Origin of the sequence: Streptomyces sp. PTY087I2 (assembly GCF_001687325.1) — a bacterium.
Classification (GTDB): Bacteria; Actinomycetota; Actinomycetes; order Streptomycetales; family Streptomycetaceae; genus Streptomyces.
Genome location: NZ_LZRD01000023.1, coordinates 44665 through 70194 on the forward strand (window position 1 = coordinate 44665; position 25530 = coordinate 70194).

The following is a 25530-nucleotide window of genomic DNA, read 5'->3' on the forward strand; positions in this document are numbered from 1 at the left end:
GCGTGGGCCTCAGGCGTCCAGCACCTCGCGCCACTCCCGTACCGCCGCCGCGTCCACCGGCGCCGACCAGCCCTCCGGCCGTGCCGCGCCGCCGATATGGAACGCGTCGATCCCCGCCGCCAGCAGCCGGGGCAGGTGGTGCAGGTGGAGGCCGCCGCCGACCAGGACCTGCGCCCGGTATCCCGGCTCGCCGCTCCGGGCCGCCTCGGCCAGGAGGGTCGGGATGCCGGCGTCCACCCCGTCCGGGGAGCCCGCCGTGAGGAACGTGTCGAGGCCCGGCAGGTCCGCGAGCTGCTTGCGCAGGGTGTCGCGGTCGGCGCACCGGTCGATCGCCCGGTGGAACGTCCACCGGCAGCCGTCCAGCTCGGCGACGAGCCGCTCGACGGCGACGAGGTCCGCGTGGCCGTCCGTGTCGAGGAAGCCGAACACGAACTCGTCGGCCCCGGCCTCCCGCAGCTCACGGGCCCGGGCGACCAGGACGTCGATGTCACCGGCCGCGAAGCCGTCCGCCGTCCTGAGCATCACGCGCAGCGGGATGTCCACGGCGGACCTGATCGCCGCGAAGGTCTCCCGGGACGGGGTGAGACCGTCGGCGGCCATGTCGGTGACCAGTTCGAGGCGGTCTGCACCACCGGCCTGGGCAGCGACCGCGTCCTCCGCGTCGAGAGCGATCACCTCCAGGACTGCACGGTTGCTCATGGGTCCCATTCCTCCGATACACAGCTACAGGCCTGCACGGACCTACACAGCTATAGGTCTAGTCCAATGACCAGCCTACGGGGCGGCCGACGGGCCGCGCAGCCCTCTATCTGAACGCACGGACCCGGCGGTACGCGAACCGGCCCCGCAGACGGGTGACGCACCCCTCCCGTCACACCTTGCACTTCATGGGGGTGGGGGGTATACATGGGGAGAGGAATGGATACCCCCTAGGGGTATCTAGAACGGCTTCAAGGAGGCCCCCGTGTCCGCGCACTCCGCCACCACCGCAACCACCGCCGCCAGCTCCGGCTCCGACGCCGGAACCGCCGCGGTCGAGCTCGCGATCGGCGGGATGACCTGCGCCTCGTGCGCGGCCCGTATCGAGAAGAAGCTCAACCGGATGGACGGCGTCGAGGCCACCGTGAACTACGCCACCGAGAAGGCGAAGGTCACCTACGCGGGCGGCGACGTGTCCGTCGAGGATCTGATCGCGACCGTCGAGGCCACCGGTTACACCGCCCGGCCGCCCGCACCGCCCGCCGCCGACACCGCCGCCCCGCCACCGGGGAGCAGCGGTACGGAACAGGGCGCGGCCGAGGACGACGGGCTCACCACCCTGCGCCAGCGGCTGATCACCGCCGTGCTCCTCGCCGTACCGGTGATCGCGATGGCGATGGTCCCGGCGCTCCAGTTCGACTACTGGCAGTGGCTCTCCCTGACGCTGGCCGCGCCGGTCGTCACCTACGCCGCCTGGCCGTTCCACCGGGCCGCGTGGACGAACGCCAAGCACGGCGCGGCGACGATGGACACGCTGATCTCCGTCGGTACGTCGGCCGCGTTCCTGTGGTCGGTGTGGGCGCTGTTCTTCGGTACGGCGGGCATGGTCGGGATGACGCACCCGTTCGAGCTCACGATCGCCCGCAGCGACGGCGCCGGGAACATCTACTTGGAGGCCGCGGCCGGGGTGACGGCGTTCATTCTCGCCGGGCGCTACTTCGAGGCGCGTTCGAAGCGGAAGGCCGGGGCGGCGCTGAAGGCTCTGATGGAGCTGGGCGCGAAGGAGGTCACGGTCCTGCGCGACGGCGTGGAGACGACGATCCCGACCGCCGCGTTGCAGGTCGGGGACCGCTTCCTGGTCCGTCCCGGGGAGAAGATCGCGACGGACGGAACCGTGATCGAGGGCTCGTCCGCCGTGGACGCCTCGATGCTCACCGGTGAGTCCGTGCCCGTGGAGGTATCGGTCGGCGACTCCGTCACCGGCGCCACCCTCAACGCCGGAGGACGCCTCGTCGTCGAAGCCACCCGCGTCGGCAACGACACCCAACTCGCCCGCATGGCCAAACTCGTCGAGGACGCCCAGAACGGCAAAGCCTCCGCCCAGCGCCTCGCCGATCGTATCTCCGCCGTCTTCGTCCCGATCGTCATCGCACTCGCCCTGGGCACCCTGGGCTACTGGCTCGGCAACGGCGCCGGACTGACCGCCGCCTTCACCGCGGCCGTCGCGGTTCTGATCATCGCCTGCCCCTGCGCCCTCGGCCTCGCCACCCCCACCGCCCTCATGGTCGGCACCGGACGCGGCGCCCAACTCGGCATCCTCATCAAGGGTCCTGAGGTGCTGGAGACCACCCGCCGCGCCGACACCATCGTCCTGGACAAGACCGGCACCGTCACCACCGGCCGCATGACCCTTCAGACCACCCACACCGCCGACGGAACCGACGAGGCCGAAGTGCTGCGGCTGGCGGGTGCGTTGGAGAACGCCTCCGAGCATCCCATCGCGCAGGCGGTGGCGTCCGCCGCGACCGAGGCCACCGGCCCCCTCCCCACCCCCGAGGACTTCGCCAACGTCCCCGGCCTCGGCGTCCAGGGCATCGTCGAGGGTCACGCGGTCCTCGTCGGGCGCGAACAGCTCCTGGCCGAGTGGGAGATCCGCCTTCCCGCGCCTCTCGCCGAGGCGAAGCAGGCCGCGGAGGCCGCCGGGCGCACGGCGATCACCGTCGCCTGGGACGGCGAGGCGCGGGCGGTGCTGGAGGTCGCCGACGCGGTGAAGGACACGAGTGCCGAGGCCGTCCGCAGGCTCCGCGCCCTCGGCCTGACCCCGATCCTCCTCACCGGCGACAACCGGGCCGTGGCGGAGTCGGTCGCGGCGGAGGTCGGCATCGACGAGGTGTACGCGGAGGTCATGCCGCAGGACAAGGTCGATGTGGTCAAGCGCCTTCAGGCGGAGGGCCGTTCGGTCGCGATGGTCGGGGACGGGGTCAACGACGCCGCCGCCCTCGCCCAGGCCGATCTGGGGCTCGCGATGGGCACCGGCACCGACGCCGCCATCGAGGCCGGGGACCTGACCCTGGTCCGGGGCGACCTCAACACCGCCGCCGACGCGATCCGCCTCTCCCGCCGCACCCTCTCCACCATCCGCACCAACCTCTTCTGGGCCTTCGCCTACAACGTCGCCGCCCTCCCGCTGGCCGCCGCCGGGCTGCTCAACCCGATGATCGCCGGGGCGGCGATGGCCTTCTCGTCGGTGTTCGTGGTCGGCAACTCGCTGCGGCTGCGCACGTTCAAGGGGGCGTGAGGTACGGGGCCGTGCGTGTACGTGTACGCGGCCGGCTCAGGCGCGTACGAACCGCAGCCGGGTCCCCGGCACCGCCTGCGCCGCCGCGGCGAGGGCCCGTTCGGGGACGACGCCGACGACCGGGTAACCGCCGGTCGTCGGATGGTCGTTGAGGAAGATGACGGGCCGGCCGTCGGGCGGCACCTGGATCGCGCCCAACACCAGTCCCTCGCTGGGCAGTTCCTCGTTACGGGACCGCTCCAGCGGCGGGCCCTCCGTGCGCAGGCCGATGCGGTTGCTGTGCGGCGAGACCTGGTAGAGGGCGGTGAGGAGCGTACGGAGCGCGGCTTCGGTGAACCAGTCGTGGCGGGGGCCGGGGTGGACCGGGAGCACCAGTTCGGCGGGGGCGCCCGGCCAGGGAACGGGACCGGCGGACGGCGGCGGGCCGCCCGACGCCGGTTCGCCCAGCGGGAGTTCGTCGCCCTCGCTCAGCGGGGCGGGCCCGAGCCCCGAGAGGAGGTCCGCCGAACGGCTGCCGAGCACCGGGTCCGGCACGAGCCCGCCCGCGAACGCCAGGTAGCTCCGGAGTCCGGTCCGGGCGGGACCCGCGTCGAGCACCGCGCCCGCGGGCACCCGGACCGGGGCGCCCCACGCCACCGGCCGCCCGTCGACCGTGACGCGGCAGCCCGCCCCGCCGACGACGGCCGTGACGGTCCGGTCCGGGCGGACCGCGCACCCGGTGAGGGTGGTCTCCAGGACGGCGGCGTCCGGCGGATTGCCGAGCAGCCGGTTGGCCAGCCGGGCGGCGGGCGCGTCGAGCGCCCCGGCCCGCCCGACCCCGAGGTGCGCCCAGCCGGGGCGGCCGGCGTCCTGCACGGTGGTCAGGGCTCCGGGACGTACGACGCGGAGGTGGCGCCCGTCGGCGGGACGTGCAGCGTGCACGTGGCGCCCGTCGGCGGGACGTGCAGCGTGCAGGTCGCGCCCGTCGGCGGGACGTGCAGCGTGCGGGTGGCGCCCGTCGGCGGTCGTCATGTGTCCGACCGGCTGTCAGCCCGGGTGTCCGCCCGGACGTCGCCCGCGCGGGGAGCGGGCAGCGCGCGAGCGTTCCCCGCCTCCACCGGTACGAACCTGACGGGCGTCCCCGGCACCAGCAGCGCCGCCGGTTCCCGGCCCGGATCCCACAGGGCCCCCGGATCCGGCATCCGCCCGATGATCTGCCAGCCGCCGGGCGAGGGGCGCGGGTACACCCCCGTATAGGGCCCGGCGAGGGCCACCGCCCCGGCCGGGACCCGGGTGCGCGGGGTGGCGCGCCGAGGCACGTGCAACCGCTCGGGCAGCCCGGTGAGATAGCCGAACCCGGGGGCGAACCCGCAGAACGCCACCCGGAACGCGGTACGGGAGTGCAGACCGGCCACGTCGTCGGCCCCGACGCCCCAGAGCGCGGCGACCTCGCCGAGATCGGGACCGTCGTAGACGACGGGAACCTCCACCGGCTCGCGCCCCGCGCTACGCAACGGCTCCACCCGCCACGAGACAAGCTCCCGGGCGAGCCGGTCCCGGGCCCCGGGCGTGCGCTCCGCGATCCCGTCGAGCAGAACGGTGCGGGCGGCGGGGACGATGTCGCGGACGGCGGGAAGTTCACCACGCTCGCGCCGCCGAAGCAGCTCGGCATGAAAGGCCTCGGTGTGCTCGCCGTCGGCCAGCTCGACGAGCAGGGCGTGCGGCCCGGCGGGGAGGATGCGGGGCGCGCCGGGGGCTCCGGTGCTTCCTGTGCCGCTGCCCGTACCACCGGGGCCGGTCACGCGAACGCCCGTACCGCGACGCCCGCTTCCTCCAGGGCCGTTCGCACCCGGTGCGCCAGTGCCGCCGCGCCCGGGGTGTCCCCGTGGACGCACAGCGAGCGTGCCGAGAGCGGGATTCGGCTGCCGTCCGACCCCGTCACCGCCCGTTCGACGGCCATCCCGACGCTCCGGCGTACGACGTCGTCCGGGTCGTGCACCACCGCGCCCGGCTCACCGCGCGGCACCAGCGTGCCCTGCGGGGTGTACGCGCGGTCGGCGAAAGCCTCCTCCACCGCGGGCAGTCCCGCCTCGGCCGCGTGGGCCAGCAGCCGGGATCCGGGCAGCCCGAGCACGGCCAGGTCGCCGCCCGCCAGCCGGACGCCCGCGACCACCGCGGCGGCCTGGTCGTCGTCCCAGACGGCCCGGTTGTAGAGCGCGCCATGCGGTTTGACGTACGCGACGGTGGACCCGGCGGCCTCCGCGAAGACCCTCAACGCGCCTATCTGGTAAGCGATCTCGGCGGTCAGCTCCGCGGGCGGCACGTCCATCGACCGCCGCCCGAACCCGGCCAGGTCCCGGTAGGAGACCTGCGCCCCGATCCGTATCCCGCCGGCCGCCGCGGCGTCGCAGACCCGCCGCATCACGGACGCGTCGCCCGCGTGGAAGCCGCAGGCCACGTTGGCGCTCGTGACACAGGCGAGGAGCGCGTCGTCGTCGGTCAGGGTCCAGTTGCCGAAGCCCTCGCCCAGGTCGGCGTTGAGATCCATCATCACGGGCGCACGGTAGGGCTGACCAGGCCGGGGCGACAAGGGCCGGTCCGGAGAGCGGAACCCCTCGAACCCCTCGAAACCCCTCGCCCCGACCCCGTACGCCAAGAACCGGCCACGCACGTCCTAGAGTCGCCCCCATGACGGACCACAGCCCCCACCCGCCCCAGGGCTCCGACAGCGACACCGACGCCGAGGCCGGTCTCCGGGACCGCTGGCACGACACGCTGGTGGCCGCGCGTGCCGGGGCGGACGGACCCGATCCGCTGCCGTACGCCGAGAACCTCCTCGCCCGCTGGGCCGAACCGCAGCGCCGCTACCACACCACCGCCCACCTGAGCACGGTCCTGGACCGGGTCGACACGCTGGCCGGGCACGCCGACGACGTGCATGCCGTACGGCTCGCCGCCTGGTTCCACGACGCCGTGTACCGGCCCGACCGGAGCGAGAACGAGGAGCGCAGCGCCGCCCTCGCCGAGCGCGCGCTGGCCGAGGCGGGGGTGCCGGACGCGACGGTGGCGGAGGTCGCCCGGCTGGTGCGGCTCACCGTCACGCACGACCCGGCCGACGGCGACCGCAACGGCGAGGTGCTGTGCGACGCCGACCTGGCGATCCTGGCGGGCGGCCCGCAGGAGTACGGGGCGTACGCGGCCCAGGTCCGGGAGGAGTACGGCTTCGTGCCCGACGAGGCGTTCCGGGCAGGCCGGGCGGACGTACTGCGGCAACTCCTCGGGCTGCCACGCCTGTTCCGTACGCCCCACGGCTCGGCGGAGTGGGAAGCACGAGCCCGGCACAACCTGGCGACGGAGCTGGAGCTGCTGACCTCGTCCGGCACAGGCACAAGCACCGGCACCGGCACCGGCACCGGCTGACCACGCACCAGGTCCCGGCCCCGGCCCCGTAAATGTTCCGGTTCGTTCACGGTGTCGTCCCGGTCACGCCCTCGCCCGACCGGTGAAGCCCCTCGGCCGCTAACGTCTCGCATCGCAGATGCACACACTCTGCAAAGACAGCCCGTTCATCTTTCCGCTCAGACAACTCCACGGGGGTACCGCGAAATGTCCAAGGGACTCGGCACGACGGTCGGCAGAACTTCCCGGCGGCGAATACTGCGACTCGCCGGTGGTAGTCTCACGATGGCGGTGCTCGGGGCCGGCCTGACCGGCTGCGAGGACGAGCTCGCGACCGGCGGCGAGGGCAGCACGCCGCCGCCGCGCGACAAGTCCCCCGAGAACGGCAAGGGCGGCCAGGGGAGCAAGGACGGCGGGGCCCCCGCACCCCTGTGGACGAAGTCGACCTCCGCGCAGACGTACGGGGACAACGACGAGCTGGTGACCGTGGACGGCGTGGTCATCGCGAGCGGCGACCCGCTGGCCGCGCTCGACGGCGCGACCGGCAAGGAGCGGTGGTCGCTGCCCGGCGGCGCGGTGCCCGGTGCGCCGCTGCTGCTCGGCAACGGCACGCTGTACCTGGCCAGCGGCACGTACGACGGCAACGTCATCGGTTACGTACCGGGGTCCGGCAAGGAGACCTGGCGCAGCCACCTCGGCAAGGAGTACCGGCAGCCCCGGCCGATCGCGGTGGACGGGGAGCAGGTGTACGTCATCGCCGAGATCCTGGAGGCCGACAACTCCTCCCGCACCAACGTGATCGCCGCGCTGAACAGCACCACGGGCAAGGTCGCCTGGAAGGAACAGCGCGACCTCGGCACCGAACAGAACGGCATCCACGCCGCCGTCCACGGCCGCCACCTCGTCTACACCGACTTCAAGAACAACCTCACGGTCCGCGACACCGCCACCGGCCGCCAGGTGTGGACGCAGAAGACGACGAAGACGAGTTACGGACCGTTCGTCGTCCACCAGGATCTGGTGATCGTCCCGCAGGGCCGGCGGCTCCAGGCCTTCGCGCTGTCCGACGGGGCCGAGAAGTGGTCGGTCGAGGCCGAGGAGTTCACCCTGTTCCGGGAGCCGAGCCTCGTGGAGGACGTGCTGTACATCGCGGACAGCGGCCGCACGCTGTGGGCCCTCCAGCCGGGGACCGGAAAGAAGGTCTGGCAGTCCACGGCCCTCAAGGACGCGGGCGCTCAGGTGCCCCGGCAGTTCGTGAAGGCGGGCTCCACCCTCTACGCGGCCACCGACCTGGACCCGCAGGGCGGCATCCACGCGTTCGACGCCAAGACGGGCGGCCTGCGCTGGACGTTCAACGACAAGACCGGCGACCACCACGCCTGGCTGGTGGCCACCGACGGGAAGCGCGTCTACGCCCTGCACGGCAAGAAGCTGCACGCCCTGCCCGTGTGACACGTGACCTGTGTGACGGGGGTGTGAACGGGCTGGCCCCCTCCCGCGGCCGGGGAATGCGGATGCGTTCCCCGGCGTTGGGACGAGTCATGCCCGACTCTCCCTCCCGCCGCGCACCCATGCCCCTGGCCGTATACATTCTCGGCCTCTCGGTCTTCGCACTCGGCACCAGCGAGTTCATGCTGTCGGGCCTGCTCCCGCCGATCGCCGACGACATGAACGTGTCGATCCCGCAGGCCGGGCTCCTCATATCCGCGTTCGCGATCGGCATGGTCGTCGGCGCCCCGCTGCTGGCCGTCGCCACGCTGCGGCTGCCGCGCCGCACCACGCTCATCGCGCTGATCTCGGTGTTCGGCCTGGGCCAGATCGCCGGTGCGCTGGCTCCGACGTACGAGGTCCTCTTCGCCTCCCGCATCGTGAGCGCGCTGGCCTGCGCGGGTTTCTGGGCGGTCGGCGCGGCCGTGGCCATCGCGATGGTCCCGGTGAACCAGCGGGCGCGGGCGATGGCCGTGATGATCGGCGGTCTGTCCGTCGCCAACGTGCTGGGCGTGCCGCTGGGGGCCTTCCTCGGCGAGCACCTCGGCTGGCGCTCGGCGTTCTGGGCGGTCGGCGCGGCCTCGGCGGTGGCCCTGGCCGGCGTGATCACGCGTATCCCGCACATCCCGCTGCCCGAGAGGAAGCCCGAGCTGAGGCGGGAGCTGGCGATCTACCGGGACCGGCAGGTCTGGCCGGCCATCGTGATCACCGCGCTCGCGGCGGGCGGGGTGTTCTGCGCGTTCAGCTATCTCGCGCCGCTGCTGACGGACGTGGCGGGGCTGGACTCGGGCTGGGTGCCGTGGATCCTCGGCCTGTTCGGGGTGGGCGCGCTGATCGGCACGATGATCGGCGGCCGGGTCGCGGACGCGCACCTCTTCGGGGTGATGCTGAGCGGGATCACGGCGTCGACGGTGTTCCTGGTGGCGCTGGCGCTGTTCGCCTCCAGCCAGGTGGCGGTCATCGCGCTGTCCTTCCTGCTGGGCCTGTCCGCCTTCTTCACGGCCCCCGCGCTGAACGCCCGGATGTTCAACGTGGCCGGGGCCGCCCCGACGCTGGCCGGGGCCACCACGACGGCCGCGTTCAACCTGGGCAACACGAGTGGCCCGTGGCTCGGCGGCACGGTGATCGACCTGGACTTCGGCTTCGCCTCCACGGCCTGGGCGGGCGCGGCGATGACGGCCCTGGCCCTGGCGGCGGTGGGCATGGCGCTGCGCCTCCAGCGCGGCGGCACGGGCGAGTCGCGGTCCCGGTCCCGGCTGATCGCGAAGAGCGGGGCGGCGACGGGCAGCGCGGAGAGCGCGGCGGCTCGCGCCGGGCGCGTGACTCCGTAGCTCCGGCCCCACCCAACCGCTTTCGGCCGCCGTCCGGCCGATAGCCGTCGGGGCACCGAACAGCAGCCGAAAAAGTCGCTACCGGCCAGTAGTGAGACGGCCATCCGCCCTTCATCATTGAGCGCGAGCATGACAACCCGTCGCCGGGTCACGGCGTACGGGCCATTGGCAGGTTCCCCACCCAGGAGTCCCCATGCATGCAGGCGCCACCATCCAGCGCACCGCCGCGGCACTGACCGCGACGCTCGCCCTCGTCGCGATCCCCGTCACCTCGGCCGGCGCGACGGAGACGCAGGCTCCGGCCCGTACCGCTCCCGCGACCGCTCCCGCGACCGCTCCCGCGGCCTCCGCCGCCACCCTCGCCGCGGACGTCGACTACGCCGCCTGGCGACGGGACGTCGCGGCGGTCGTCGCCGAGGCACGCCCCTGGATCGAGGCCCGGACGGAGAGCGCCGGGAGCGAGAAGCAGGCGATCGTCCTCGACATCGACAACACCGCGCTGGAGACGCACTTCCACCCGTTCTGGAAGCTGCCCACCCCCGCCGTGGAGGATGTCCGCGAACTGGCCCGCTACGCCGACGCGCGCGGCGCGGCCGTCTTCTTCGTCACCGCGCGGCCGGGCATCATCCACTCCCTCACGGACTGGAACCTGAAGAAGGCCGGCTACCCGGTCGACGGCCTCCACGCGCGCAGCCTGCCCGACCTCTTCGAGGAGGTCAGCGCCTACAAGACCGAGCAGCGGGCGGAGATCGAGGCGAAGGGCTACAAGATCATCGCCAATATCGGGAACAACACCACCGACCTCGTCGGCGGCCACGCCGAACGCGGCTTCAAGCTCCCGGACTACGACGGCAAGCTCTCCTAGGGCCTCGCCTACGGAACGGCCGGGCGGCGGGCCGCCGGGGCGGCCTACCCCGGCGCCGGCCGCCCCTTCGGCCGCCGGAGGCCCGCCGCCGTGAGCCGCCGGACCAGCTCCTTCGAGCCGATCTCCCGGGCCCCGGCCCGTACCGCGTCCGCGTAGTGCGCCTCCGGTACGTCGTAGTGGTCGCGCTCGAAGGCGCGCGGCGGGCAGCCGATCGCGGCGGCGAAGGCGTGCAGCTCCTCGAACGAGACATCGCTCACCAGGTGCGACCAGAGACGGCCGTGTCCGGGCCAGGTGGGCGGGTCGATGTAGAGCGTCACCGCCGCAGCACCTCGGCCAGCGCCCCCACCGGCGCCACCGCCACCGCCGCCTTGGTGCAGACCCAGTGCGGGTCGGGCCCGAGCTCCGGCTCGACCTCCAGGGCGTGCGGCTCGTCCTCCGGCGAGCACGCGGGGCACAGCGGCCACCGCCCGTACCGCTCCAGCAGCGCGTCCTGGACGTCCTGGGCGACCAGACCGGCGACGTACTCCGCACCCTCGGGCCACTGCTCCACCCACCACCGCCGGTGCGTCACCGCGTCCTCGACCAGCGAGACGATGTCCGCCTCGGCGACGTCGGCCGCCGCCAGATCGGCCATGACGAGGGCGCGGGCGGCGTGCAGGGCCTGCTCCAGGGGGTTCAACTCCATGCCCCCATTGTGCGCGAGGGCCCGCCGGAGGCACCGCCAGAGGTAGGGACCAAAGGGGGTTGACGGACCCCGAGGTTGAAAATATCTTTCAGGTGTGACCAGTGATGTGAAGGAAATTTTCAGCAGCGACTCTCCGCCCGCCCCCGCGGCCCTCGCCGCCAAGGTCCGGACCCTCGCCCCCTCCATGACCCGCTCGATGCAGCTGGTCGCCGAAGCCGTCGCGGGCGACCCCGCAGGCTGCGCCGCCCTCACCGTCACCGGTCTCGCCGAGCGCACCGGCACCAGCGAAGCCACCGTCGTCCGCACCGCCCGCCTCCTCGGCTACCCCGGCTACCGGGACCTGCGCCTCGCGCTGGCCGGTCTCGCCGCGCACCAGGAGTCCGGCCGGGCCCCGGCCGTCACCGCCGACATCGCGGTGGACGACCCGATCGCCGACGTGGTCGCCAAGCTCGCCTACGACGAGCAGCAGACCCTCGCCGACACCGCCGCCGGGCTCGACACCGTACAGCTGGGGGCGGCCGTCGCCGCCGCCTCGACCGCCCGCCGCATCGACATCTACGGTGTCGGGGCCTCCTCCCTCGTCGGCCAGGACCTGGCGCAGAAGCTGCTCCGGATCGGGCTGATCGCCCACGCCCACATGGACCCGCACCTCGCGGTGACCAACGCCGTGCAGCTGCGCAGCGGCGACGTGGCCATCGCGATCACCCACTCCGGCTCCACCGGCGACGTGATCGAGCCGCTGCGGGTCGCGTTCGACCACGGGGCGACGACGATCGCGATCACCGGGCGGCCCGACGGGCCCGTGTCGCAGTACGCGGACCATGTGCTGACCACGTCCACCGCGCGCGAGAGCGAGCTGCGCCCCGCCGCGATGTCGAGCCGGACGAGCCAGCTGCTCGTCGTGGACTGCCTGTTCATAGGCGTCGCGCAGCGGACGTACGAGACCGCCGCGCCCGCCCTGGCCGCCTCCTACGAGGCGCTGGCCCACCGCCACACCCCGCGCACCCGCTGACCCTTCCCCGCCCCACCCGTACACGTACGAGACCGAGCACCCCGAGAAAGCTGAGCCGCACCTCATGACCTCCACCACCGACGCGAACACCGACACCCCCGGCGCCACCGGCACCCCCGGGGCATCCGGGACCTCCGGGACGTACGGCGAGCTCCGGGCCCAGCTGGCCACCCTCACCACCGAGGCGTTCCGCCCCGAGCTGGCCGAGATCGACCGGCTGTCCACCGAGGAGATCGCGCGGATCATGAACGGCGAGGACGCCACGGTCCCGGCCGCCGTCGCCGCGCGGCTGCCGCAGATCGCCGCGGCCATCGACGCCACCGCCGAGCGCATGGCCCGCGGCGGCCGGCTGGTCTACGCAGGCGCGGGCACGGCGGGCCGGCTCGGGGTGCTGGACGCCAGCGAGTGCCCGCCCACCTTCAACACCGACCCGGCCGAGGTCGTCGGCCTGATCGCGGGCGGCCCCTCCGCGATGGTCACGGCCGTCGAGGGCGCGGAGGACAGCAAGGAGCTGGCCGCCGCCGACCTGGACGCGCTGAAGCTGACCGCCGACGACACGGTGGTCGGCATCTCCGCCTCGGGCCGTACGCCGTACGCGATCGGCGCGGTCGAGCACGCCCGCGCCCGGGGTGCCCTGACGATCGGCCTGTCCTGCAACGCGGACTCCGCGCTCGCCGCGGCGGCGGAACACGGCCTGGAGATCGTCACCGGCCCCGAGCTGCTCACCGGCTCGACCCGGCTGAAGGCGGGCACGGCGCAGAAGCTGGTCCTCAACATGATCTCGACGCTCACGATGATCCGGCTCGGCAAGACGTACGGGAATCTCATGGTCGACGTCCGCGCTTCCAACGAGAAGCTGCGGGCCCGCTCCCGGCACATCGTCTCCCTGGCCACCGGCGCGTCCGACGCGACGATCGAGGCCGCGCTCGCCGCCACCGACGGCGAGGTCAAGAACGCGATCCTGGTCGTCCTCGGCCAGGTCGACGGCCCCACCGCCGCCCGGCTCCTCACCGAGTCCGACGGCCACCTCCGCGCCGCGCTCGCGGCCGTACGCACCACCTGACCCACCCCCTGGGCCCCCCACGCCCCGCACAGCAAGGCACCGAGCACCATGGCCACTGAACACAAGAACCGCGCCACCGCGGCCGCGATCCTGCCGCTCGTCGGCGGGGCCGCGAACGTCGCGTCCATCGCCCACTGCATGACCCGGCTCCGCCTCGGGCTGCACGACCGGTCCCTCGTCGACGACGAGGCGCTGAAGGCCCTGCCCGCCGTGATGGGCGTCGTCGAGGACGACACGTACCAGATCGTGCTGGGTCCGGGCACGGTCGCCCGGGTCACCCCGGAGTTCGAGCAGCTGGTCGAGGAGGAGCGCGAGACCGCACCCGCGCAGGCCGCCGTCTCCGCCGACGATCTGGCGGCGCAGGGCGCGGCGATCAAGGCCCAGCAGAAGGCGAAGAACGCGACCCCGTTCAAGCTGTTCCTGCGCAAGATCGCCAACATCTTCGTGCCGCTGATCCCGGCGCTGATCGGCTGCGGGATCATCGCGGGCCTCAACGGTCTGCTGGTGAACCTGGGGTGGCTGCCCGGCGTGACGCCCGCGCTGGCGGCGATGGCGTCGGGCTTCATGGCGCTGATCGCGGTGTTCGTGGGCTACAACACGGCGAAGGAGTTCGGCGGCACGCCGATCCTGGGCGGGGCGGTGGCGGCGATCATCGTCTTCCCGGGCGTCGCGAACATCGACGCCTTCGGCCAGACGCTGTCGCCGGGCCAGGGCGGTGTGCTCGGCGCGCTGGGCGCGGCGGTTCTCGCGGTGTACGTGGAGAAGTGGTGCCGCCGGTGGGTGCCGGAGGCGCTGGACGTCCTGGTCACCCCGACCCTGACGGTGCTGATCTCCGGCCTGGTGACGATCTTCGGCCTGATGTACGTGGCCGGGGAGATCTCCTCCGCGATCGGTACGTTCGCCGACTGGCTGCTCTCCAACGGCGGCGCGGGCGCGGGCTTCGTCCTCGGCGGCCTGTTCCTGCCGCTGGTCATGCTGGGCCTGCACCAGGCGCTGATCCCGATCCACACGACGCTCATCGAGCAGCAGGGCTACACGGTCCTGCTGCCGATCCTGGCGATGGCCGGGGCGGGCCAGGTCGGCGCGGCGATGGCGGTCTACTTCCGCCTCCCCCGCAACGAGTCGATCCGCCGCACCATCAAGTCGGCGCTCCCGGCGGGTCTGCTGGGCGTCGGCGAACCGCTGATCTACGGCGTCTCGCTCCCGCTGGGCCGCCCGTTCATCACGGCGTGCGTGGGCGGGGCGTTCGGCGGCGGCTTCGTCGGCCTGTTCAACCAGCTCGGCGACACGGTCGGCTCGACGGCCATCGGCCCGTCCGGCTGGGCCCTGTTCCCGCTCCTGGACGGCAACCACGGCCTGGGCTCGACGATCGCGATCTACGCGGGCGGCCTGCTGGTGGGGTACGTCGCCGGCTTCCTGGCCACGTATTTCTTCGGCTTCAGCAGGGACCTGCTGACCGAGTTCAACGTCTCCCAGGAACCGACCCCGTCGACGGTCGCGGCGACGGGCGGCCCGCATCCCGCTACGGCACCGAACGCGGACGGCCCGGACTCCGGCGGCACGGACCCGGACTCCCCGGCGAAGACCCCGGCGGGGGTCTGACCTCAGGACTTCAGGCCCGAGCCCGGTTTGCGCGCCCCCGGTCCGCCGCCCCACCCCGGTGGGCGGCGGCCCGGGGGCGTCCTGCGGACTACGCCTGTGGGCGGCGGACCGGGGGCGTCCTGCGGACTACGCCTGCGGGCGGCCCCACGAACCACGCCCTCCGTCCTACGAGCCACGTCCTGCGGACTACGCCTCAAGGGCCGCCCCACCCCGGTCTCCAGCCCGATCCGCCCCCGGTACCCCGCCACCTAGCGTCGTCCTCATGCGAATCGGACTGCTCGGCACCGGAAATGTCGCCCGCGCCCTGGCCACCGGCTGGCGCGCCGCAGGGCACGACGTCCTCCTCGGATCGCGTCATCCGAAGGAACGGACCGACCTCGGCCTGCCCGTCGCGGGCCTGGACGAGACGGCCGCCCACGCGGAGGTCCTGGTCAACGCGACGCCCGGCGGCGTCTCGGTGGACCTGCTCCGCTCGATCGGGGCCCCGGCGCTGGCCGGCACCCTGCTGATCGACGTAGGGGTCGGCCTCTCCGACGACTTCAGCGCCCTCACCCACCCCAACAGCAGCCTGGGCGAACTGATCCAGGAGGCCTTCCCCCTGACCCCCGTCGTCAAGACGCTCTGCACGATGGACTCGACGACCATGGTCGCCCCGGGCGAACTCACCGAGCCGGGCACGGTCTTCCTCTCCGGCGACGACCCCGAAGCCAAGGCCACCACCGGCCGGCTGCTCACCGACCTCGGCTGGCCGGCCTCCGCCCAGCTCGACATCGGCGGCATCACGACCGCGCGCGGCCAGGAGCACTTCGCGTTCCTGTTCATGGGGATCGCGGGCGGGGTGAACTCCCACACCTTCAACATCAAGGTGGTCACCCGGCCGTAGTCGCCCGACAGCTCACGAAGCGCCCGGGAACTCCTCCGTCGGCAGCTGTACGTCGAACGGGGACGGGACCGTCAGCGGCTTGCCGAACGGCACCGCGTCCGTGTGCTTGTAGGTGCCGTCCTCGTTCGGCTCGGTGAACAGCGTCACCATCGGCCCCCGGGTGTCGAACCGGTCGATCAGGAGATACATCGGGACGCCCGCCCGGGCATACGCGCGGTACTTCTTGGTGCGGTCCTCCCGCGCGTTGCCGCGCGAGGTGATCTCGACGACGAGCAGCGCCTCCGAGGCGTCCATCGGGTCGCTGGTATCCGGATCGGCGTCTGAGATCAATACCCTCGGCATGACCACCAGATCGGGGACGTACAGCTTGCCCAGCGGGGCAATGTGCACGCCGAGGGTCTGGTAGATCCCCAGCCCATCGGGCAGGCCCCTGTAGAGACGGCTCTGTACCGCTTCGGCGATCCCGTTGTGGTGTGCGTGCGGCGGCGGTACCAAAACGATCTGCCCCTCGTCGATCTCGGCGCGCCAGCCCTCGGGCACGTCCAGCTCACGCCACGTCCGCAGCAGGTAGTCCCACGCGCGCCCATCCGCTGCCTGGCCGTTCTCGACAAACGCTGCGGTCATCGCGGGTCCCTTCTTCCGTGGCCTTGCCGAGCAGGCTAGATCGGGGTTTCACGGCCGACGGCCGTTCCCTCACAGCGTCCCACGAACGAGTGGCCGCGCGCAGGCAGCACGCCATCCCGCCCGGCGCCGCCCCGCCCACGGACAAAATCCCCCGGGAATCCCCGTGCATACGAAAAGCATCAGCGGGAACCTGAATTTCCGGAGGTTGATAATCATGGTTCCCCTTCTTCTCGTTCTTCTGCTCGCCCTGGTTCTCTTCGGCGCCGGATTCGCGGTCAAGGCTCTCTGGTGGATAGCCGTGATCGTCCTGGTGCTCTGGCTCATAGGGTTCTTCGTCCGCCCCGCCGCCGGTGGCGGCCGACGCGGCCGGTGGTACCGCTGGTAGGCGCACCGGGTGTAGGCCACCTCTCCCCGGGCACACGAAGTCCGATCACCGGGAAAACACCGAAAACAACGGCCCGGGCGACCTTCGCGAAAGGAGCCACAATGAGCGACTCCCTGTGGGGCTACCAGCCGTCGAGCGGTCATATCGCGGGAATCGATCTGACCGGCTATTCGGTCGAGGCGACCGACGGCGGTATCGGAAAGGTCGACAAGCATTCCGACGAGGTGGGCTCCGCCTATCTGCTCGTCGACACCGGGGTCTGGATCTTCGGCAAGGACGTCCTGCTGCCCGCGGGCACGGTGAAGCGCATCGACACGGAGGACCGGAAGGTCTACGTCGACCTCACCAAGGAACAGGTCAAGGACTCCCCGGAGTTCGACCGCCACCAGCAGACCGAGGACCCGGCCTACCACGAGCAACTGTCCGCGTACTACCTGGCGTTCCGCATCATGTGACGGAGACCGGCGTACGCCTTCGAACGGCGGCGGGCCCGACCCCGGGGAGGGGCCGGCCCCGCCGTCTCGCGCGTGAGCCCTCAGACCGCCAGGTCCGACCAGAACGGCACCCGGGCCCCGGCGGCCGGCTCCGGCCACCCCTCCTCCGGGTCCAGGTCCCCGAACTCCCGCTCCACCCACTCCGCCAGGTCCCGGCCGTAGTGGATGACGTCCGCACCGACGACGGAGAGCACCGGCCGCCCATGAGCCGCCCCAGCCGCCAGGTACCGGTGCGAGTAGAGCGGGATCAGCGTCGGTACGGAACCGAGCGCGGCCCGGGCCGCCGCCACCGCCTCCGCCGGGTCCGCCGGGCGCGCCCCCCACCGCCCGCCGGGCAGCCACCAGCCGTGCTCCACCGAGAACAGCAGTTCCTCCACCGGCCGCCCCAGCCGCTCCCGGATCAGCTCCGGGTCGCCGTCCCGCCAGTCGGGCCACGGGTTACGCCGGGACTCGCCCTCCCCCGGGGGCGCCGCCCGGTCCACCGGCAGCCCGGCCGCCAGGAAGGCCCGGTGGTCGGGGGCGAACTCGATGCCGTACTCCGCCTCGATCCGGTCGAACTCCGCATCGTTCAGACCGGGTTCCAGCTCGCACACCCCCAGCTCCGCCAGACGGCGAGCCGCCCGTTCCCCTGCCCGTACTCCCTCGCGTACCGCCTCGTCACCGGTCATCGCAGCAGCGTAACCACCACCGCCTCTGGGAGCGCTCTCAACGCTGTCGGCGCCCGGCGCTAGGCTGTAGACGATCCGGCGGCGACACCGAGCACGCACCACGCGCACGTACGCGCAGACGCAGACGCACGCACCAGCCCGCGTATCGCCGCCCCGTCGACAAGGAGCGACCGCCTTGCCCGAGCAGTCCCCCGGGTCCCGCCCCACCCTGGAAGCCGTCGCGGCACGCGCGGGCGTGTCGCGGGCCACCGCCTCGCGGGTCGTCAACGGGGGCGACGGCGTCCGCAAGCCGCTCGTGGACAAGGTGCTCAAGGCCGTCGACGAGCTGGGCTACATCCCGAACCACGCGGCCCGGACCCTCGTCACCCGGCGCACCGGAGCGGTCGCCGTGGTCATCGCGGAGCCGGAGACCCGGTTCTTCTCGGACCCCTTCTTCTCCCAGCAGATCCGGGGCATAAGCAAGGAGCTCACCGCTCACGACACCCAGCTCGTCCTACTGCTGGTGGAGGGGCCCGGGGACTTCGACCGGATCGCCCGGTATCTGGCCGGCGGCCATGTCGACGGGGCGCTCGCGTTCTCGCTGCACACCGACGACCCGGTCCCCGCGATCACCCGCCGGGCCGGCATTCCGGCGGTGTACGGGGGCCGGCCCAGCTGGACCGCCGACCCGGGCGACCAGGCCGTCCCGTACGTCGACGCGGACAACCGGGGCGGCGCGCGGCTGGCCGTGCAGTATCTGCGGGACCTGGGGCGCCGGCGCATCGCGCACATCGCCGGGCCCGCCGACCAGACCTCGGCGATGGACCGGCTCGACGGCTACCGGGACGTGCTGCTCGACATCGACCCGACGCTCGTCGCCGACGGGGCGTTCACCGTGGAGAGCGGGGCCCGGGCGATGGCGGAGCTGCTGGAGAGGCGGCCCGATCTGGACGCGGTGTTCGTCGCCAACGACCTGATGGCGTCGGGTGCGTTGCGGGTCCTGCGCGAGCGGGGGATCTCCGTGCCGGAGCAGGTGGCGCTGGTCGGGTTCGACGACATGGACTCGGTGGCCTCGGAGACCGACCCGCCGCTGACCACCATCGGCCAGGAGATCGAGGAGCAGGGGCGGCTGATGGCCCGGCTGCTGCTGCGCGCGCTGGACCGGGACCGTACGGGCAGCGGCGGCGTCCCGGAGTCGGTGATCACCCCGGTCACGCTGGTACGGCGAGCCTCGGCCTGACCCCGACCGGGGCGCAGGGCGGGCCGCCCCCACCCTCACCGCGCCAAAACGTACGGCGGGCCTCCGCCCTGAGGAGCCGGAGACCCGCCGCACGGATCGTGCCCGTACGTCAGCGTTCTACGCGTACGGGGTGTCCTCCCGCACAGGACCTACACGTACGGGATCCGCAGCACCGCCGCGTCCGTGCCGGTCTGCACCTGGGACGTGCCGTTGCCGAGCGCGTTCCAGATCTCCAGCCGGACCGTGCCGTTCTTCAGCTCGCCCAGGCTGCCCGTGGCCGCCTGGACGCCCGCCGCCTGCGTGTACTCCTCCCACCCGGCGACCGGGTCGGTCGCGAAGTATCGGAAGGTCTCGGCCCGGTCGAACGTGCCGTCGCCGGTCAGGTCGTAGCTGACCCGGACCTGCGGGGCGAGCCCGACCTTGGTGCCCGCGTCCACCCGGAGGCGGAACGCGGTGGCGGCCCCGGCGGCGACCTTGCCGTTGACGTTCTTCACCTCGTAGACGGTCGGACGGTACGGGGTGCCGTCCCGGTTGACGCCGTCGGCCGAGGCGATGGTGTCCGCGCCCGCCGGGTCGGTGGTGGCGGTGGTGAGGACGCCGCCGGTCTTGAGGCGGAAGGTGTTCCCGGTGGACGGCTCCCCGGGCTCCTCCGGCTCCTCCGGGTCGGGGTTGCTGCCGCCGGGTCCTGTGCTCGTGGCCGTCGAACGGGCGGGCACGGACAGGGTCTTGCCGTCGGAGAAGGTCACCGTACGGGCACTGGAGCCGTGGTTGTGCGCGGTGTAGGTGCGCGTCCCGTTCTTGGAGAAGACGGCGGAGGTCGGGATGTCCCCGCTGACCGTCATGTCGGGGGCGCCGACCGCGTCGAGGGTGTTGATCCAGTGGTAGGTGTGCGCCCTGGACTCACCCTGCTCCGGCTCGTAATTCCCGTTCACGCCGTCCCACTTGGCCTTCGCGGCCGCCGGGTCGGCCAGCGACTCGAACTCCCAGAGCAGGTCGCGCCACTCCTGTGCGGGCCCGCCGTTCTCGCGCTCCATCTCGGCGATGTTCCGCTTGATGGCGGCCTTCTCGCGGGCGAGGTGGAGTGAACCGCCGGTCACCGGGAGGACGTTGATGCCGTGGATCTCCTCCGGGTTGGCGGTCCACCAGGTGGCGTACGCGCCGCCGCTGCCCCAGACCATGCCGACCGTGTCGTGGCCGAAGGAGGCGGGGAAGACCTGCTCGTCGGCGTCGAACCAGTACTGGGTGATCGCCTCGGACTCCGTCGTCAGCAGGTAACTGCCCAGGTCCCGCAGGGCGTTGTCACCGGTGGCCGAGCCCCAGAGGACGAGCCCCGCGCTGAGGTTGATGGACTCCGATGACGACTCCTGGTTGTTGCCCGCCGCGAAGCCCTGGTGGCCGGAGGCCCAGCTGTGGCCGGCGTATACGTCGAAGCCGCGCAGGAAGGGGTAGGCGGAGTCGGTGCGGCTGGGGTTGGCGGTGTCGCGGATCAGGTGCTTGACCATCGTGCCCCAGGCCGAGTCGGCCGCCCAGGCCTGGTCGTACTGGGCGATGATCGCCGCCGCGTAGACGTAGTAGCTGTAGTGGAAGTGGTGGTCGTTGAGCTCAGTGTCGCTGCCGTACGAGGCCGGGTAGCCGGTGAGGGTCTTCCAGTCCTTGTCGTAGCTGAACTCGCTGGCGCCGCCCGCCGTGAACCACTCCTGGAGCCGGCCCTTCATCAGGCCGAGGAGCTTGTCGCGGGTGGCACTCTCGCCGATCTGGTCGGCGACGGGCACCAGCTGGGCGAGCCGGCCGAGCGCCTTGCCGGTCCAATAGGTGTCGGTGGCCCCGGAGAACGGGTCGGAGGCGTTCGCGACCTCGTTGAGATAGCCGATGAGCCGGGCCTTGTCGACGCCGCTGGAGGCGGGCAGCGCGGGCACGACGCCGTTGTTCTTCTGGCTGGTGGTGAAGGTGGCGGACTCGCGCACCTTCATCGTGCCGCGCGGCGAGACGTACGTGTATGGGGTCAGCGCGTCGGTCGTGTGCAGCCACTGGTGGCGGTAGAGGGCCTGGAGCGTGCCGCGCTCGGTGCCCTCCTTGGCCTCGGTGGTCAGGGAGTAGGTCGCCCGGACGTTGCCGCCGGTGGTCTGCCAGGCCACCTGGGAGCCGGTGACGAAGCTGAAGGCGTACTTACGGTAGGTGGCGAGCGCGTCCGTGGAGGGCAGCACGGCGAGCGAGAAGTAGTCCTTGGAACCGAGGCCCGCGGTGATCGTGGAGCCGGAGACGTTCCAGTCGCTGCCGGTCGGCGCGAAGAGGGCGTAGTGGTGCCCGGCGACGGTGATGCCGAGGACGTTGCCGTCGTCGGCGAAGACGGTGGGCGCGGAGGCGGTGGCGATGCGGGCGTCGCCGCCGGAGCCCTTGGCGTACACGAAGGGCATGCCGTGGCCGATGGTGGCCCGGAAGGTGCGCGATCCGTCGGCCCAGTAGGGCGTGACCGTCCAGTCGGACCAGGCGTCGGCCTTGGTGTCGGGCGAGTTCAGCCCGGAGAGCCCGACGGTGAGGTCGGCCTTGTGCGCGTACTCGTACTGGCGGCCGTCGCCGACGATCGCGGGCGTGGTCGGATAGCCGACCTCCAGTCCGCCGGAGGTCGCCTGGTACGTGAGCGGGTGGCCGTACATGGGGGTGCTGTACGGGTTGTCGCCGTAGCGCTGGAAGGCCAGCGAGGACCACCAGTCGTTGGTCGGGACCGGGGTGTCCCGCGCGGCGGCGGTGAGCTTCGGGGTGACGGGCGCGCCGGTGTTGGTGGTCGGGCCCGAGGTACCGGCGGGACGGCTGTCGGTGTAGCTGCCGGCGCCGGCGGGGATGGTGGCGGCGGCAGCGGGGGAAGCGGCGGGGCCCAGGCCCACGGCGGCCACGGCGATCGCGAGGAGCGTCGCGGCCGCGAGTCTGGGAGTGACTCGGGAAACGAGTCCGGAGAGGGAGGTCAGCACGAGCAGCACCTCGATCATGGGGGGCGAAGAGCGCGTTCGAGAGCGCTCTCAAGTGCCAAGGAACGTAAAACTCCTGAAACGTGAGTGTCAAGAGAACGCACACAGGCGGCAGTTGGGAGGCGATCGGATGTAACCCCAAGCTGTTATGCGTTCGAGTCTTGACGGGGCGGAGGTGGTGGGGGACGCTCCAGACGCAGGTTTTGAGAGCGCTCTCAAGGCGCTCGGTTCATCCCGAAGCCAAGGGAGGCTTCCCATGCCCATCGCCCGAGCCGCCAAGAGAGCCACCGTCCGCCTCGGCGCGGTCGTCCTCGCCGGGGCCCTCCTCGCCGCCTGTGGATCCAGCGACTCGTCGGACTCCTCCGACAGCGCGGGCGGAAAGGTCACGCTCAACGTCGACCTCTTCGGGTCCTTCGGCTTCAAGGAGGCCGGCCTGTACGAGGAGTACCAGAAGCTCAACCCGAACATCACGATCAAGCAGAGCGACACCCAGGACGAGGCGGACTACTGGAAGTCGCTCCAGACCCGGCTGGCGGGCGGCGGCGGCCTGGCGGACGTGCAGGGCGTGGAGGTGGGCCGGATCGCGTCGGTCACCCAGCAGCAGTCCGACAAGTTCCAGGACCTGAAGGAATTCGGGGCCGACAAGCTCAAGGGCGAGTTCGCCGAGGCCAAGTGGTCGGCGGCGACCACCAAGGACGGCAAGATCCTCGGCCTCGGCACGGACGTCGGCCCCGAGGCGATGTGCTACCGCACGGACCTCTTCAAGAAGGCCGGCCTGCCCACGGGCCGCGAGGAGCTCGCGAAGAAGTGGGCCACGTGGGACGGCTACCTGGAGCTGGGCAAGGAGTACAAGAAGAAGGCCCCCGCCAAGAGCGCCTGGCTGGACAGTGTCGCCTCGCTCTACGGGATCATGATCGGCCAGGAGAAGGAGCGCTACTACGACGCCTCCGGCGAGCTGATCTACGACAAGAACCCGGCGGTCAAGGAGGCCTGGGACACCTCCGTGGAGGCGGCCGAGGCGGGCCTGAGCGCCAAGCTCGACCAGTGGTCCCCGCAGTGGAACCAGGCGTTCGCCGCCGGTTCCTTCGCCACCATCCCCTGCCCGGCGTGGATGCTCGGCTACATCAAGGGCCAGGCCGGCGACGGCGGCCAGGGCAAGTGGGACATCGCCAAGCTGCCCGGCGGCGCGGGCAACTGGGGCGGCTCGTACCTCTCCATCCCGCGTGCGGCCAAGCACAAGAAGGAGGCGTACGCCCTCATCGAGTGGCTGACCGCCCCCGAGCAGCAGGCGAAGGTCTTCCAGAAGCAGGGCAACTTCCCGTCGTCGACGGGCGCCATCGAGACGATCGCGGACGCCAAGGACGAGTACTTCTCGGGCGCGCCGATCGGCCAGATCTTCGGTGACGCGGCGAAGGAGGCCCCGGTCCAGGTGCTGGGTGTGCACGACCAGAACGTGATGCAGCAGATCACGAACGGGCTGAGCGAGGTCGAGCGCAAGGGCGTGTCGTCGGAGAAGGCGTGGGGGACGGCGAAGAAGGGCGTGGACAACGTGATCGGCTGACCCGCCGGTCCACGCGGTCCCGCTCCTCCCCCTTTCCTGCCTGGGGCCGGTCCACCGGTACGCACCACGGTGGCCCGGCCCCACCCCCGTACCCCTCCACGTAACTCGTATCTCCGCCCCCGATCCCGAAGGGCCGCACCGTGTCCCTCACCGCCACCGCGAAGGCCGGGCCCCGCAGCCCCGCCGGTACCGGGCCCGGCCCCGACGACGGCCGGGCCGCCGCGCTCCGGCGCACCTGGCGCAAGGCCTCCCCGTACGCCTACATCGCCCCCTTCTTCACGCTCTTCCTGGCCTTCGGCCTCTTCCCGCTCCTCTACACGGCGTTCGTCTCGCTCTACCGGGTCGAGCTCCAGACGAGCGGCGAGATGGAGTGGCGGGGCATCGCCAACTACACGGCGCTGTTCACCGACGAGTTCTTCTGGACCTCGCTGCGCAACACGTTCACGATCGGTGTGCTGTCCACGGTCCCGCAGCTCGCGATGGCGCTGGGCCTGGCGCACCTGCTCAACTACAAGCTGCGCGGCCGGACGTTCATCCGGACCGCGATCCTGCTGCCGTACGCGACCTCCGTGGCCGCGGCGACGCTCGTCTTCGCGCAGCTCTTCGGCAAGGACTTCGGGCTGATCAACTATGTGATCGGCCTGGTCGGCTTCGACCCGGTGGACTGGCAGACCGGCACGGTGGCCTCGCAGATCGCGGTGTCGTCGATCGTGGTCTGGCGGTGGACCGGCTACAACGCGCTGATCTATCTGGCGGGCATGCAGTCGATCCCGCACGAGCTGTACGAGGCGGCGGAGATGGACGGGGCGTCGCGCTGGCGCCAGTTCATCCACGTCACGCTGCCCGGCCTGCGCCCCACGATCATCTTCACCGTCATCATCTCGACGATCGGCGCGACGCAGCTCTTCGGTGAGCCGCTGCTGTTCGAGGGATCGATCTCGGGCGGTATCTCGCACCAGTACCAGACCCTCGGCCTGTACATGTACGAGCAGGGCTGGGGCTTCTTCCACCTGGGCCGGGCCGCGGCCATCGCCTGGGTGATGTTCGTCCTCATCGTGGTGCTCGTCGGGGCCAACGCCCTGATCGCGCGCCGCCGCGCACGCAAGGAGGCCGGCCGATGACCGCGCTCGCCGCACCGCCGACCGCGCCCGAGAAGGGCGATCCGCCGCAGAACCGCCCGCCGGGCAGGCGCATCGGCCGGGGAGGCGCGGGCCGCACGATGAAGGGCGGCTGGCTCTCCTACCTGATCCTCGGCTTCGCCCTCCTCATCTCGGCGTTCCCGTTCTACTGGACGATCGTCACGGCCAGCCGGTCCAACGCGGACATGGCGAAGGTCCCGCCGAGCCTGCTGCCGGGCCCGAACCTGATCAAGAACTTCGAGCAGGTCCTCGAAGAGGCGGACATCGGCAAGGCGCTGCTGAACTCGCTGATCGTGTCGGGTTCGATCACGATCGGCACGGTCCTGTGCTGCACGCTGGCCGGATTCGCCTTCGCCAAGCTGAAGTTCAAGGGCCGCAACGCGCTGCTGACGCTGACGATCGGGACGATGATGATCCCGCCGCAGCTCGGGGTGATCCCGCTGTTCATGCTGATCGCCGAGCTCCAGTGGGTGAACCAGCTCCAGGCGGTGATCCTGCCGGGCCTGGTCTCGGCCTTCGGCGTCTTCTTCATGCGCCAGTACCTGGTGCAGTCGCTGCCGGACGAGCTGATCGAGGCGGCCCGGGTGGACGGGGCCTCGACGGCCCGCATCTTCTGGTCGATCGTGATCCCGATCGCGCGGCCGGGGATGGCGGTGCTCGGGATGCTGACGTTCATGACGGCGTGGAACGACTTCTTCTGGCCGATCATCGCGCTCTCCTCGCAGGAGCCGACCGTGCAGGTCGCGCTGCGCCAGCTCGGCGGCGGTTACGTCAACGACCAGTCGGTGATCATGGCCGGCACGCTGCTCGGCACGCTGCCGGTGCTGCTGGTCTTCGGCCTGCTGGGCCGACAGATCGTCGGCGGCATCATGCAGGGCGCGGTGAAGGGCTGA

The 25530-nt window shown here is 72.0% G+C and carries 24 protein-coding genes; 15 read left to right on the forward strand and 9 right to left on the reverse strand.

Translation table 11 applies throughout. The features are described from left to right. Nucleotides 1–9: 9 nt before the first annotated feature. Nucleotides 10–699 carry a copper homeostasis protein CutC gene (locus A3Q37_RS24785; protein WP_065487849.1) on the reverse strand — a complete coding sequence of 230 codons (690 nt, stop codon included), beginning with the start codon at nt 697–699 and terminating at the stop codon, nt 10–12. Nucleotides 700–964: 265 nt separating this feature from the next. Between A3Q37_RS24785 and A3Q37_RS24790 the strand changes: the two genes are divergently transcribed. Continuing rightward, on the forward strand, nt 965–3277 hold the full coding sequence (locus A3Q37_RS24790; RefSeq protein ID WP_176711505.1) for a cation-translocating P-type ATPase: 2313 nt from the start codon (nt 965–967) through the stop codon (nt 3275–3277). Nucleotides 3278–3313: 36 nt separating this feature from the next. Here A3Q37_RS24790 and A3Q37_RS24795 read toward each other — a convergent pair whose 3' ends face one another. The 3 genes from A3Q37_RS24795 to A3Q37_RS24805 form a co-directional block, all read right to left on the reverse strand. Next, a complete protein-coding gene (locus tag A3Q37_RS24795; protein WP_065487986.1) occupies nt 3314–4198 on the reverse strand; it encodes a biotin-dependent carboxyltransferase family protein in 885 nt (294 codons plus the stop codon). A gap of 86 nt (nt 4199–4284) precedes the next feature. After that, on the reverse strand, nt 4285–5058 hold the full coding sequence (locus A3Q37_RS24800; RefSeq protein ID WP_255311933.1) for an allophanate hydrolase subunit 1: 774 nt from the start codon (nt 5056–5058) through the stop codon (nt 4285–4287). Beyond that, the gene (locus tag A3Q37_RS24805; protein WP_065487988.1) at nt 5055–5804 is read right to left on the reverse strand and encodes a LamB/YcsF family protein; all 750 of its coding nucleotides are present in this window, start codon (nt 5802–5804) and stop codon (nt 5055–5057) included. The genes A3Q37_RS24800 and A3Q37_RS24805 overlap by 4 nt, the downstream gene beginning before the upstream one ends. Before the next feature lie 140 nt (nt 5805–5944). Between A3Q37_RS24805 and A3Q37_RS24810 the strand changes: the two genes are divergently transcribed. From A3Q37_RS24810 to A3Q37_RS24825, 4 genes are all read left to right on the forward strand, one after another. Then, on the forward strand, nt 5945–6676 hold the full coding sequence (locus tag A3Q37_RS24810) for a hypothetical protein (protein ID WP_065487850.1): 732 nt from the start codon (nt 5945–5947) through the stop codon (nt 6674–6676). Nucleotides 6677–6862: 186 nt separating this feature from the next. Beyond that, a complete protein-coding gene (locus A3Q37_RS24815) occupies nt 6863–8107 on the forward strand; it encodes a PQQ-binding-like beta-propeller repeat protein (RefSeq protein ID WP_065487851.1) in 1245 nt (414 codons plus the stop codon). Nucleotides 8108–8226: 119 nt separating this feature from the next. Further along, nucleotides 8227–9474, forward strand: coding sequence for a Cmx/CmrA family chloramphenicol efflux MFS transporter (locus A3Q37_RS24820; RefSeq protein WP_176711509.1), 1248 nt, complete (start codon nt 8227–8229; stop codon nt 9472–9474). A 193-nt stretch (nt 9475–9667) separates the two neighbouring features. Next, entirely contained in the window at nt 9668–10339 is a 672-nt protein-coding gene (locus A3Q37_RS24825) for an HAD family acid phosphatase (protein WP_065487853.1), read from the forward strand. Between the two features lie 44 nt (nt 10340–10383). Here A3Q37_RS24825 and A3Q37_RS24830 read toward each other — a convergent pair whose 3' ends face one another. Then, on the reverse strand, nt 10384–10656 hold the full coding sequence (locus tag A3Q37_RS24830) for a DUF4031 domain-containing protein (protein ID WP_030119412.1): 273 nt from the start codon (nt 10654–10656) through the stop codon (nt 10384–10386). Beyond that, the gene (locus A3Q37_RS24835) at nt 10653–11024 is read right to left on the reverse strand and encodes a hypothetical protein (protein WP_065487854.1); all 372 of its coding nucleotides are present in this window, start codon (nt 11022–11024) and stop codon (nt 10653–10655) included. The genes A3Q37_RS24830 and A3Q37_RS24835 overlap by 4 nt, the downstream gene beginning before the upstream one ends. A 94-nt stretch (nt 11025–11118) precedes the next feature. Between A3Q37_RS24835 and A3Q37_RS24840 the strand changes: the two genes are divergently transcribed. The 4 genes from A3Q37_RS24840 (at nt 11119) to A3Q37_RS24855 (ending at nt 15584) form a co-directional block, all read left to right on the forward strand. Then, nucleotides 11119–12036, forward strand: coding sequence for a MurR/RpiR family transcriptional regulator (locus tag A3Q37_RS24840; protein WP_006126529.1), 918 nt, complete (start codon nt 11119–11121; stop codon nt 12034–12036). Between the two features lie 64 nt (nt 12037–12100). Then, the gene (gene murQ / locus A3Q37_RS24845; protein ID WP_079137972.1) at nt 12101–13099 is read left to right on the forward strand and encodes an N-acetylmuramic acid 6-phosphate etherase; all 999 of its coding nucleotides are present in this window, start codon (nt 12101–12103) and stop codon (nt 13097–13099) included. 48 nt (nt 13100–13147) lie between these two features. After that, nucleotides 13148–14701: a PTS transporter subunit EIIC gene (locus tag A3Q37_RS24850; RefSeq protein WP_065487855.1), complete on the forward strand. Its 1554-nt coding sequence runs from the start codon at nt 13148–13150 to the stop codon at nt 14699–14701. A 262-nt stretch (nt 14702–14963) separates the two neighbouring features. Next, a complete protein-coding gene (locus A3Q37_RS24855; protein ID WP_065487856.1) occupies nt 14964–15584 on the forward strand; it encodes an NADPH-dependent F420 reductase in 621 nt (206 codons plus the stop codon). 12 nt (nt 15585–15596) lie between these two features. Here A3Q37_RS24855 and A3Q37_RS24860 read toward each other — a convergent pair whose 3' ends face one another. Then, nucleotides 15597–16208 (reverse strand): Uma2 family endonuclease, encoded by a 612-nt coding sequence (locus A3Q37_RS24860; protein ID WP_065487857.1) that lies wholly within the window; start codon nt 16206–16208, stop codon nt 15597–15599. A gap of 214 nt (nt 16209–16422) precedes the next feature. Between A3Q37_RS24860 and A3Q37_RS24865 the strand changes: the two genes are divergently transcribed. Together A3Q37_RS24865 and A3Q37_RS24870 are read left to right on the forward strand one after the other, a co-directional pair. Next, entirely contained in the window at nt 16423–16593 is a 171-nt protein-coding gene (locus tag A3Q37_RS24865) for a DUF5670 family protein (protein ID WP_065487990.1), read from the forward strand. 101 nt (nt 16594–16694) lie between these two features. Next, nucleotides 16695–17048, forward strand: a complete 354-nt coding sequence (locus A3Q37_RS24870) for a PRC-barrel domain-containing protein (RefSeq protein ID WP_065487858.1) — start codon at nt 16695–16697, stop codon at nt 17046–17048. 80 nt (nt 17049–17128) lie between these two features. On the opposite strand, the gene A3Q37_RS24875 is transcribed toward A3Q37_RS24870, so the two are convergent. Further along, nucleotides 17129–17755 (reverse strand): hypothetical protein, encoded by a 627-nt coding sequence (locus tag A3Q37_RS24875; RefSeq protein WP_065487859.1) that lies wholly within the window; start codon nt 17753–17755, stop codon nt 17129–17131. A gap of 175 nt (nt 17756–17930) precedes the next feature. Between A3Q37_RS24875 and A3Q37_RS24880 the strand changes: the two genes are divergently transcribed. Then, nucleotides 17931–18974, forward strand: coding sequence for a LacI family DNA-binding transcriptional regulator (locus A3Q37_RS24880; RefSeq protein ID WP_065487860.1), 1044 nt, complete (start codon nt 17931–17933; stop codon nt 18972–18974). Nucleotides 18975–19123: 149 nt separating this feature from the next. Here the strand turns inward: A3Q37_RS24880 and A3Q37_RS24885 are convergent, their stop codons facing one another. Continuing rightward, on the reverse strand, nt 19124–21958 hold the full coding sequence (locus A3Q37_RS24885; protein WP_065487861.1) for a glycosyl hydrolase: 2835 nt from the start codon (nt 21956–21958) through the stop codon (nt 19124–19126). A 235-nt stretch (nt 21959–22193) separates the two neighbouring features. Here A3Q37_RS24885 and A3Q37_RS24890 point away from each other — a divergent pair, with 235 nt between their 5' ends. The 3 genes from A3Q37_RS24890 (at nt 22194) to A3Q37_RS24900 (ending at nt 25530) form a co-directional block, all read left to right on the forward strand. Then, entirely contained in the window at nt 22194–23498 is a 1305-nt protein-coding gene (locus A3Q37_RS24890; protein WP_065487862.1) for an ABC transporter substrate-binding protein, read from the forward strand. Between the two features lie 140 nt (nt 23499–23638). Then, a complete protein-coding gene (locus A3Q37_RS24895; RefSeq protein WP_065487863.1) occupies nt 23639–24619 on the forward strand; it encodes a carbohydrate ABC transporter permease in 981 nt (326 codons plus the stop codon). Beyond that, nucleotides 24616–25530, forward strand: coding sequence for a carbohydrate ABC transporter permease (locus A3Q37_RS24900; RefSeq protein ID WP_065487864.1), 915 nt, complete (start codon nt 24616–24618; stop codon nt 25528–25530). Before A3Q37_RS24895 ends, A3Q37_RS24900 begins: the two co-directional genes overlap by 4 nt.